This window comes from Streptomyces sp. NPDC053673 (genome assembly GCF_055585225.1).
This window is the reverse complement of the sequence record NZ_JBVJKN010000004.1, coordinates 398,391-408,818: the sequence shown is the minus strand read 5'-3', so window position 1 is coordinate 408,818 and position 10,428 is coordinate 398,391. Positions and strand designations below refer to the sequence as shown.

The following is a 10,428-nucleotide window of genomic DNA, read 5'->3' as shown; positions in this document are numbered from 1 at the left end:
CCGACCCCAAGCCCTACGTCTGGACCAAGACCGCAGACGAGATCCTCGAACGCCTCGCCACCTATCTGAACAGAATTCCCGACTCAGAAGACTAGTTCCAGCTGGCGTGCAGCGGCTTGCCCTCCGCGTAACCCGCGGCGCTCTGTATGCCGACGATCGCCTTCTCGGCGAACTCCTCCAGCGAGCCGGCGCCCGCGTACGTGCAGGAGGAACGGACGCCCGCGATGATCGAGTCGATCAGGTCCTCGACGCCCGGGCGGGCCGGGTCGAGGAACATCCGCGAGGTGGAGATGCCCTCCTCGAAGAGCGCCTTGCGGGCCCGGTCGTACGCCGACTCCTCGCTGGTGCGGTTCTGCACGGCGCGCGCGGAGGCCATGCCGAAGGACTCCTTGTACGGACGCCCGTCAGCGGTGTGCTGGAGATCGCCCGGGGACTCGTACGTGCCCGCGAACCAGGAGCCGACCATCACGTTGGACGCACCGGCGGCGAGCGCCATGGCGACGTCGCGCGGGTGACGGACACCACCGTCGGCCCACACGTGCTTGCCGTACTTCTTCGCCTCGGCGGCGCACTCCAGGACGGCGGAGAACTGCGGCCGGCCCACACCGGTCATCATGCGGGTGGTGCACATGGCGCCCGGGCCCACACCGACCTTGATGATGTCCGCGCCGGCGTCGATCAGGTCCTTGACGCCCTCGGCCGCCACGATGTTGCCCGCGACGATCGGGACCTTCGGGTCGAGGCCGCGCACGGCCTTGATCGCGGAGATCATCGACTCCTGGTGGCCGTGGGCGGTGTCGATGACGAGCGTGTCCACCCCCGCATCGAGCAGCTGCTTGGCCTTGGCCACGAAGTCGCCGTTGATGCCGACGGCGGCCGCGATGCGCAGCTTGCCGTTGGCGTCGGTGGCCGGGGTGTACAGGGTCGCGCGCAGCGCGCCCTTGCGGGTGAGGATGCCGACGAGCTTGCCGTCCCGGTCGACCGCGGGCGCGATCTTGCGGTTGGCGTTGTCGAGGGTCGTGAACGCCTCGCGCGGGTCGATGTCCGCGTCGATCAGCAGCAGGTCCTTGGACATGACCTCGGAAAGCTGTGTGAAGCGGTCCACACCGGACAGGTCGTGCTCGGTCACGACGCCGACCGGGCGCTGCTCCTCGTCGACGACGACGCCCGCGTTGTGCGCCCGCTTGGGCAGCAGGGACAGCGCGTCGGCGACGGTCTGGTGCGGGGTCAGCACGATCGGCGTGTCGAGCACGAGGTGACGCGTCTTGACCCAGGAGATGACGTCGGTGACGACCTCGATCGGGATGTCCTGCGGGATGACGACGAGCCCGCCGCGGCGGGCCACGGTCTCGGCCATCCGGCGGCCCGCGATCGCGGTCATGTTGGCGACGACCAGCGGGATGGTGGTTCCCGTGCCGTCCGGGGAGGCGAGGTCGACGCCCTGGCGGGAGCCCACGGCGGAGCGGCTCGGCACCATGAACACGTCGTCGTACGTCAGGTCGTACGGCGGCTTGAGGTCGTTGAGGAAACGCACGTGCAGAACATCCCAGTCGATCGGAGGTGACCCCCGGGCATTGCAGCCGGGGAAACGCACGTACTTCATTGTCCCATGGCGCGGGGAATGAACCGTCAGGGCTGATCATCCAGGACCGGGCGACCGTCGTTCGTCGGATCCTCCAAGGGCGAGCAGCACGGCGAGCTGCCGCGGCATGCTGTCCACCGCCTGGGCGAAGACCTCCTGGGCGGTCTCCCACTCACCGGGCCGGGCCCTGGCGTACTCCTGCCAGCGGCAGACGAGGACGAGTGTGCCCTCCTCCCCCGGCAGATCGGTGAGGCAGTCGGCGAGCGCGTCCCAGTTCCGGCCGAACCAGGCGGGCAGTTCCAGGTCGGCGGCGCAGCGTTCCATGAAGGCCGTCTTGTCCCTGACGCCGTGGAGGTCGAGCACGGTCACGTTCCTGCCTGCGACGGCGCCGAAAAGCGCCGCAAGGGGACCGTTTCTCATGGGAGCACTTCCCTGAACGTCTCGTAGTGATCGTCGGTGTAGTAGATCTCCCCTTCCTGCCCCGTGACGATGCGGCGGGCACCGCGGTCGCTCTCGCCGGGGGTGCGCACCGTGTACTCGCGGTAGTAGCCGCGCTTCTGCTGCGGCAGGATCCGCTCGAAGTTGTTGAAGGTGGCGCCGTCCTTCTCGTAGGGGAACGGCCCGCCTCGCTCGATCAGACGCAGGGTCTCGCGGGCTTCGGGTGGCAGTTCCGCGACGCGGACGATCGCCAGGGCGGCGCCGGTGGGCGCCGGGCTCGGCGCGGCGGCGGCAGGGCCGGAGCCGGTGCCGGCGGAGCAGCCGGTCAGCAGCAGGCCCAGAATGGCCGACAGCGCCAGGAGAAGCCGAAGGGACCGAAGGGGCCGGAGGAGCATGGCGCCGATGCTGTCACGCCCGCCGGGCGAAGACGGTGAAGATCGTGCTGCGCGGGTAGGGAATGCCCCGTGCAGCATAGTGACGAGACACAGCGCGCCGCCCGTCAGGAAGCCGCGAGGCTGACCGCCGAGAGCGTCCACGGAGTGGCCCTGACCTGGGTGGACAACGCCGGCCTCACCCGGGTCAAGGCCGTCCCCGTCGGCCGCCTCGCGCCCGCCGCCACGCGCGGCGTCGGCATGTCCCCGGTCTTCGACGTGTACCTGGTGGACGATTCGATCACCACCAGCCGGCACATCGGGGGTCCGGACGGCGATCTGAGACTCGTACCGGACCTGGAACGGCTGACCGTGCTCGCGGGACAGCCCGGCTGGGCGTGGGCACCGGTCGACCGCTACGACCAGCGGGGGCAGCCGTACGGCGCCTGTCAGCGGCTGTTCGCCCGGCGGATGGCCCGGCGGGCCGCCGAGCGCGGCGTCGAGCTGCGGATGGGCTTCGAGACGGAGTGGATCGTGCAGCGGGCCGGCGGGTACCCGTGGGCCGGGCCCGCGTACGGGATGGCCCGGGTGGTCGAGCTCTCCGACTACGTGAACGAGGTGCTGCGCGCGCTGGTCGCGCAGGGCGTCGAGGTGCTCCAGATCCACCCCGAGTACGCGGCCGGGCAGTTCGAGGTGTCGGTGGCTCCGTCGGACCCCGTGGGCGCGGCGGATCTCGCCGTGCTGGTCCGCGAGACGATCCGCGCGGTGACACTGCGGCACGGCCTCACGGCTCTGTTCGGCCCGGTCGTGGAGGCGGGCGCTGTCGGCAACGGCGGGCATCTGCATCTGAGCCTGTGGCGGGACGGGCGGAACCTGTGCCGGGGCGGCGAGGGCCCGTGCGCGATGACGGGTGAGAGCGAGTCCTTCCTCGCGGGCGTCCTGGACGCCCTCCCCGCCCTCCTCGCCATCGGGGCGCCGTCCCCGGCGAGCTATCTGCGCCTCGAACCGTCGCGCTGGGCCGGTGTGTTCCAGTGCTGGGGCCTGGAGAACCGCGAGGCCGCCCTCCGCTTCATCACCGGCGCCCCGGACGACCCGGACGGCGCGAACGTCGAGGTCAAATGCTTCGACGCGGCGGCCAATCCGTATCTGGTGACGGGCTCGGTGATCGCGGCGGGACTGGCGGGCGTGGACGCCGGGGCGAAGCTGCCGGAGCCGGTGCAGGGCGACCCGGCGGTGGCGGCGACCGCGGCGCCGGACGGGCCGGCGCGGCTGCCCCGGACACTGGACGAGGCGCTGGAGCACTTCGTGCGCTCGAACGTCCTGCGTGGGGCGCTCGGCGAGGAACTGTTCGAGGCGATCGTCGCCGTACGCCGGGCGGAGAGCAAGCTGTTCGACGGCAGGAGCCCGCAGGAGATCGCCGAGGCCACACGCGGGCGGTACTGAATGGACCTCGTGCTCGCGCCGTTCGTCGACCACCACTGCCACGGGGTCCTGCGCCACGCCCCGGATGCCGATGAGTTCGCCTCGTACCTGACGGAGTCGCACGCTCCGGCCGCGCCCGGCACCAGCTTCTTCGACACCCAGCTGGGGTTCGCCGTACGCCGCTGGTGCCCGCCGCTGCTCGGCCTGGAGCCGCACTGCCCGCCCGACCGGTATCTGGAGCGCCGCCGGGAACTGGGCGCCGACGAGGCGACGCGGAGGCTGTTGCGGGCGAGCGGCACGGGCACGTATCTCGTCGACACCGGGCTGCCGGGGGATCTGACGGGCCCCGCCGATCTCGCGGAGCTCGGCGGCGGCGAGGCGCACACGATCGTACGGCTGGAGGCGCTGGCCGAGCACACGGCGGACGCAGCCCACGGCCCCGGGATGTTCCTCGAGGTGTTCGACCATGCCGTCACCGCCGCGTCCCGCACCACGGCGGGGTTCAAGTCGATCGCCGCGTACCGCTACGGCCTGGGACTCGACCCCGACCCGCCGACCGCGGCCGAGGTGCACTCCGCCGCCGCGCGCTGGCTGGACGGCCGCGCGCCGGGCGGGCGGCTCACCGACCCTGTCCTGCTGCGCCATCTGCTGTGGTCGGCGGTCCGCACGGGACTGCCCCTCCAGCTCCACACCGGCTTCGGCGACCCCGATCTGCGCCTCGACCGCTGCGATCCGCTGCTCCTGACAGACTTCATCCGGACCGTGGCCCCGTACGGCTGCCCGCTGGTGCTCCTGCACGGGTACCCGTACCACCGGCACGCCGCCTACCTCGCCCATGTGTTCACACATGTGTACGCGGATGTCGGCCTTGCCCTGTCCCACACGGGCGCCCGCGCCACGGAAGTCCTCGCCGAGGCGCTGGAGCTCACCCCGTTCGGCAAGCTGCTGTACTCCAGCGACGCCTACGGACTCCCTGAGCTGTACGTCGTCGGGGCGCGCGTCTTCGAGGAGGGGCTGACCCGTCTTCTCGACGGCTGGACGGCGTCCGGCGCCTGGTCAGGGATGGACGCCGAACGCGTGGCACAGCTCCTGGCCAGGGGAAACGCCGAGCGCCTGTACGGCCTGGGCACTGCCGAGCCGGCGGCCTCGCAGCCCTGACCCCGCCCTGACCAGGAGCCCCGCGCCCGGCGGGGGCCTTGCTGCCCGCGCGCACGACTCCGGCCGGCCGGCGCACCCACCGCGGATGCCCTGCCGGGACCCGCGCGTCAGTCGTCCGGGTCGGCCCTCTCCAGAGCAGGACGCGGCCCCGGGCGGGACTCCGTCAGAAGGTGGTCCGCCGCCGCGGTGTCCGTGACCAGGCTGGTCACGAGCCCCGACCGCAGCACCGCCCCGATCGCCTCCGCCTTGCGCTGGCCGCCCGCGATCGCCACGACCTCCGGGATCCGGCGCAGTCGGTCGGCCTCGACCGTGATGCAGCGCTCGCCGAGGTCACGGCCGACCCGGCGGCCGTCCGCGTCGAACAGATGCGCCGACATCTCCGCGGCGACGCCGAGCGAGGCGTAGTGAGCCCGCTCCTCGTCGGTGAGCATGTCGTGGACCGTCGAGATGCCCGGCTCCCAGGAGCCGATGGAGACACAGGCGACCGTCACCTTGTCGAAGTACTCGAAGGCGCGGGCGATGCCCGTCTGGTTGCGCAGCGCCGCCGCCGTCGCCGGGTCCGGCAGCAGCATCGGCGCGTAGATCGGGTGCGCCTCGCCGCCCGAGACCTGGGCGGCCCGCCGTACCGCCTCCACCGAGCCGCGCTCCGCGGTCCCGGCGTCGTACACCCCCGTGAGCTGGACGACCGTGCACGGAGGCAGCCGGTCGAGCGCCGCGGCCATGTGGATCGTCGAGCGGCCCCACGCCAGCCCGAGCACATCGCCCTCGTTCACGAGCTCACCGAGCAGATCCGCGGCGACCTCGCCCAGGTTCTCGGGGTCGGGGGACTCGTCCTCGCCCTCGGTCGGGGATTCGACGACGACCGCGTGCCGCAGGCCGTAGCGGGCGCGGAGCGCGTCGGAGCGCTCCGCGTCCAGCTCGGCGGGCACGCGGATCTCGATCCGTACGAGGTCGCGTTCGAGCGCGGTCTCCAGGACCCGGGCCACCTTGAAGCGGCTGACGCCGAACTCCTCCGCGATCTGGATCTTGGATTTGCCCTCGAGATAGAAGCGACGGGCCATGGCCGCCGCCTGCACCAGCTCCGCGGGTCCCATCCGCAGGGCCGACCGTCCCGCCGACATAGCAGACACCGCGATCTCCTCACTGCTGTTCACACTCCGGAACCGTCATCCTGTCAGATCCGGGGGTTATTGATCAGCCCAGTCGGGCCCCGTTCACGTAAGCGTGGCTCAGTGGTTGCATGCCCAGGGCGCCGAGGCGATCGTCCGGTCCGCCTGCTCGCGCAGGGAGCGGACCGCCTCGGCGGGGTCCTCGGCCCCGTACACCGCGGATCCCGCGACGAACACATCGGCGCCCGCCTCGGCACACTGCTCGATCGTGGACTCCGCGACTCCGCCGTCGACCTGGAGCCACAGTTCCAGACCGTGCTTGGTGATCAGCTCCCGTGTGCGGCGGATCTTCGGGAGCATGATGTCCAGGAACGCCTGACCGCCGAAGCCCGGCTCGACGGTCATGATCAGCAGCATGTCGAGCTCGGGGAGCAGGTCCTCGTACGGCTCGACGGGCGTGGCGGGCTTGAGCGCCATCGAGGCGCGCGCGCCCTTGGCCCGGATCTCGCGCGCGAGACGCACGGGCGCCGAGGCGGCCTCCACGTGGAAGGTGACGGAACCGGCGCCCGCCTCCACGTACTGCGGAGCCCAGCGGTCCGGGTTCTCGATCATCAGATGGCAGTCCAGCGGGGTGTCCGTGGCGCGGCTGAGTGATTCGACGACCGGAACGCCCAGCGTCAGATTGGGCACGAAGTGGTTGTCCATGACATCGACGTGGAGCCAGTCGGCGCCTTCGACGGCCTTCGCCTCCTCGGCGAGCCGGGCGAAGTCGGCGGACAGGATGCTGGGGTTGATCTGGGCCATGTGCCAAGACTGCCATGTTCCCGGGCGCTTCCCCGCCCCGGTACGGACCGAAGACGGCTGTCCTCTGCATCCATGCCTCCCGGGTACCGCCGCACACCGCGCGATCCGGACATCGATCCGGGCATCGATCCCGGTTCGTTCCCGGTTCGATCGCGGACGCGACGACGCCGGTCAGGCCGTGCGCCGCAGCAGCGCCAGATACATCGCGTCCGTACCGTGCAGATGCGGCCACAGCTGTACGTCCGGCCCGTCGCCCAGCGCCGGTACGCCCGGCATCAGCGGGCGGGCGTCGATCCACTCGGCCTCGGCCGGCGCGCCGCCGCGGCCCTTGAGGACGTCCTCCACGACCACCCGGGTCTCGGCAAGATGCGGTGAGCACGTGGCGTATCCGACGACGCCTCCGACCCTGACCGCCCTGAGTGCCTCGCGCAGCAGTTCGCGCTGGAGCGGGGCGAAGCCGTCCAGGTCCTCGGGGCGGCGGCGCCAGCGGGCCTCGGGGCGCCGGCGCAGGGCGCCGAGGCCGGAGCAGGGGACGTCGACGAGGACGCGGTCGAAGGAGCCGGGCTGCCACGGCGGGCGGGTGCCGTCCGCGGCGATGACCTGGTACGGACCCGGGTTCCCGGCCAGCGCCCGCTCCACCAGGCGGGCGCGGTGCGGCTGCTTCTCGGAGGCCAGCAGCGCGGCCCCGCGCTGGGCGGCCAGCGCACCCAGCAGGGCCGCCTTTCCGCCCGGTCCCGCGCAGCCGTCGAGCCAGCGCGCGTCGGAGCCCTCCAGCGGTGCGTCGGCCAGCGCGATCGCGACGAGCTGGCTGCCCTCGTCCTGGACGCCCGCGCGTCCCTCGCGCACGGGCTCGAGCGCGCCGGGCTCACCGCCCTCGGCCAGGCGCACGGCGTACGGGGACCAGCGCCCCGGCAGCCCGGCCTCCTCGCCGAGCAGATCGAGCAGCTCGTCCGTCGTGGCCCGTCCGGGCCGGGCGACCAGCGTCACCTCGGGCCGCTCGTTGTCGGCCTCCAGCAGGTCCTCGATACCGGCTCGGCCGCCGCCCAGCGCGTCCCACAGCGCCGAGACGACCCACCGGGGATGCGAGTGGACAACGGCCAGATGTTCCTCGGCGTCGTCGTCGTACGGCGGAGCGACCCGCTCCAGCCAGCTGTCGAGGTCTTCCTGCGAGATCTTCCGGAGTACGGCGTTCACGAACTTCGCCCGGCCGTCCCCGAGCACCACCCGCGCCAGCTCCACACTCGCCGAGACCGCCGCATGCGTCGGGATCCGCGTCCCCAGCAGCTGGTGGGCCCCGAGCGACAGCACGTCCAGCACCGGAGGGTCGACCTCGCGCAGCGGCCGGTCGATGCACGCGGCGATGATCGCGTCGTACGTGCCCTGGCGGCGCAGCGTCCCGTACACCAGCTCCGTCGCGAGCGCCGCGTCCCGGCTGTCGAAGTCGCCCTGCTCACGGGCCTTCCGCAGCAGCGGGGGCAGGACGAGATTGGCGTACGCGTCCCGCTCGTCGACGGCCCGCAGCGCATCGAAGGCAAGGATCCGTACGGGGTCCTTCTTCGGGCGGCGGTACGGCTTGTGGGGACGGCGACGGCTCTGCTCGCTCAAAAGGTGCTCCGCGTTTCGAAAGGGTCGAACCCGTTCAGCCTACGTCGGCCGCCGGTGCCGGCGGCAACGCAGGCTCCCGTCCGTCTCCCACCGCCGCCACCGCCGCGTCTCCGCCGCCACCGCCGCGTCTCCGCCGTCGCACAACCGCGCGCCCGGACAGGGGCTACGCGCCGAGCCGCTCCCCCGGGGCGATCCGCACCCCGCGCGCCCAGTCCGCGGCGCGCATCGGCTTCTTGCCCTGCGGCTGCACCCAGTGCAGTTCGACGGCGTGCGAGCCGGTTCCCGCGTACACGTTGTTCTTGCCCACCGCGAGCTCACCGGGCGTCAGGTCCGTACGGTCCGGAACCAGCGAGACGTTGACCAGCTTCAGCCGTTCGCCCCGGAAGAGGGTCCAGGAGCCGGGCGCGGGCGTGCAGCCGCGCACCATGCGGTCGACGCGGAGCGCGGGCGCCTGCCAGTCCAGGTGGGCGTCCTCGACGGTGATCTTCGGGGCGTGCGTGATGCCCTCGGAGGGCTGCGGTACGGCCTTCAGCGTGCCGTCCTCGATTCCGTCCATCGTCGCCACGAGCAGCCCGGCGCCCGCGAAGGCGAGCCGGGTGAGCAGGTCACCGCTGGTGTCGGTGGACCGTACATGCTCGGTGATCACCCCGTAGACCGGTCCGGAGTCCAGGCCCTCCTCGATCTGGAACGTGGACGCGCCCGTCATCTCGTCGCCCGCGAGGATCGCGTGCTGTACGGGCGCGGCGCCCCGCCAGGCGGGCAGCAGCGAGAAGTGCAGATTCACCCAGCCGTTCGCGGGGATGTCCAGAGCGCTCTTGGGCAGCAGCGCGCCGTACGCGACGACCGGGCAGCAGTCGGGTGCGATCTCGCGCAGCCGCGAAAGGAAGTCCTCGTCCCGTGGCTTGACGGGCCTGAGGACCTCGATCCCGGCCTCCTCCGCGCGCTGGGCAACGGGGCTGGCGACCAGCCGGCGGCCGCGGCCCGCGGGCGCGTCCGGCCGGGTGACGACGGCCGCGACCTCGTGCCGGTCCGAGGCGATCAGGGCGTCCAGGGCGGGTACGGCGACCTCGGGGGTGCCTGCGAAGACAAGTTTCACGGTGTTTACCTCGCTCTGTGGTGCCGGGGTGCCGGGATTGACGCGCGACGCACCAGTCTATTTGCCGCCGCCGACAGGGGGCGCACGGACGGTTGCGCGCCCCGCGCATATGCCCCTGCGCCCGTGCACCGTGACCACAACGCCAGGTGGCGCGTTGGTCAAGAGAGATTGACCGAAACGGGCCGCCCCGGTGCGGCCCGACCCTTTCAACGCCGGTTCGAGAGGCTTGTTCAATGGCCGACCACGCAACCCACGACGCCCAAGCCCGGGCGAGTCTGCATCTGTTGGTGCGGGACATCGAGCGGGTCCGCCGGCAGGTGGACGCTCTGCGCACGCTCACGGCCCAGTTGGGCAACGTCTACCGTCCACGTCGATCCGGCCCCTCCACGGGCTTCGTCGTCTACGGCAGGGCTCCGGCCCCGACCGTCCGTCTCGCGCAGGAACTGCGCGACAGCGTCGAGACGTTGGTGACCGCGGCGGTGGACTTCGACCGGTCACTGGGCTTCTCGTGGGACGCGGTGGGCTCGGCACTGGGCGTCACGAAGCAGGCCGTGCACCGCCGTTACGGATCACGGCGGGCGGCGCCGCAGCCCGTCGTCGCCCCGCCGGAGACCGAGCCGGGCACGACCCGCACGATGCCGGTCGCCCCCGCGGTGCCCGCCGCCCGCTCGATGCCGCCGCAGCCCACGGCGAGCGCCCACTCCCTCCGCGAGGAGGTCCGCCCGAGCGCCTTCCCCGGCCCGCGCAACGGCTGACCCCTCCACCCCGGCTGCCCCGCCGTGCCCCGCGGTACGCCGGGGCAGCTCCGTGTGTGGCCGCGTACGTTGCCCTGCGGCTCCCTAG

General features: G+C 72.3%; 10 protein-coding genes. 3 read left to right on the top strand and 7 right to left on the bottom strand.

What is annotated here, in order from left to right:
• Window positions 1-91: 91 nt before the first annotated feature.
• The 3 genes from ACZ6ZQ_RS09435 to ACZ6ZQ_RS09425 all read right to left on the bottom strand — a co-directional run bounded on the left by ACZ6ZQ_RS09435 (window position 92) and on the right by ACZ6ZQ_RS09425 (window position 2,415).
• Window positions 92-1,534, bottom strand: a complete 1,443-nt coding sequence (locus ACZ6ZQ_RS09435; protein WP_469767953.1) for a GuaB1 family IMP dehydrogenase-related protein — start codon at window positions 1,532-1,534, stop codon at window positions 92-94.
• 105 nt (window positions 1,535-1,639) lie between these two features.
• Window positions 1,640-2,002: a barstar family protein gene (locus tag ACZ6ZQ_RS09430; RefSeq protein WP_469767952.1), complete on the bottom strand. Its 363-nt coding sequence runs from the start codon at window positions 2,000-2,002 to the stop codon at window positions 1,640-1,642.
• On the bottom strand, window positions 1,999-2,415 hold the full coding sequence (locus tag ACZ6ZQ_RS09425) for a guanyl-specific ribonuclease (RefSeq protein WP_469767951.1): 417 nt from the start codon (window positions 2,413-2,415) through the stop codon (window positions 1,999-2,001). The genes ACZ6ZQ_RS09430 and ACZ6ZQ_RS09425 overlap by 4 nt, the downstream gene beginning before the upstream one ends.
• Before the next feature lie 69 nt (window positions 2,416-2,484).
• Here ACZ6ZQ_RS09425 and ACZ6ZQ_RS09420 point away from each other — a divergent pair, with 69 nt between their 5' ends.
• Both ACZ6ZQ_RS09420 and ACZ6ZQ_RS09415 read left to right on the top strand, forming a co-directional pair.
• Window positions 2,485-3,834, top strand: a complete 1,350-nt coding sequence (locus ACZ6ZQ_RS09420) for a type I glutamate--ammonia ligase (RefSeq protein ID WP_469767950.1) — start codon at window positions 2,485-2,487, stop codon at window positions 3,832-3,834.
• Entirely contained in the window at window positions 3,835-4,971 is a 1,137-nt protein-coding gene (locus ACZ6ZQ_RS09415; RefSeq protein ID WP_469767949.1) for an amidohydrolase family protein, read from the top strand.
• A 107-nt stretch (window positions 4,972-5,078) separates the two neighbouring features.
• Here the strand turns inward: ACZ6ZQ_RS09415 and ACZ6ZQ_RS09410 are convergent, their stop codons facing one another.
• From ACZ6ZQ_RS09410 to fmt, 4 genes are all read right to left on the bottom strand, one after another.
• Window positions 5,079-6,125 carry a sugar-binding transcriptional regulator gene (locus tag ACZ6ZQ_RS09410; protein WP_469767948.1) on the bottom strand — a complete coding sequence of 349 codons (1,047 nt, stop codon included), beginning with the start codon at window positions 6,123-6,125 and terminating at the stop codon, window positions 5,079-5,081.
• 75 nt (window positions 6,126-6,200) lie between these two features.
• Window positions 6,201-6,884, bottom strand: a complete 684-nt coding sequence (gene rpe, locus ACZ6ZQ_RS09405) for a ribulose-phosphate 3-epimerase (RefSeq protein ID WP_469767947.1) — start codon at window positions 6,882-6,884, stop codon at window positions 6,201-6,203.
• Between the two features lie 171 nt (window positions 6,885-7,055).
• A complete protein-coding gene (locus ACZ6ZQ_RS09400; protein WP_469767946.1) occupies window positions 7,056-8,489 on the bottom strand; it encodes an RsmB/NOP family class I SAM-dependent RNA methyltransferase in 1,434 nt (477 codons plus the stop codon).
• Window positions 8,490-8,652: 163 nt separating this feature from the next.
• Window positions 8,653-9,585: a methionyl-tRNA formyltransferase gene (gene fmt, locus ACZ6ZQ_RS09395; RefSeq protein ID WP_469767945.1), complete on the bottom strand. Its 933-nt coding sequence runs from the start codon at window positions 9,583-9,585 to the stop codon at window positions 8,653-8,655.
• Between the two features lie 233 nt (window positions 9,586-9,818).
• Here fmt and ACZ6ZQ_RS09390 point away from each other — a divergent pair, with 233 nt between their 5' ends.
• Window positions 9,819-10,340 (top strand): hypothetical protein, encoded by a 522-nt coding sequence (locus ACZ6ZQ_RS09390; RefSeq protein WP_469767944.1) that lies wholly within the window; start codon window positions 9,819-9,821, stop codon window positions 10,338-10,340.
• Window positions 10,341-10,428: the final 88 nt, after the last annotated feature.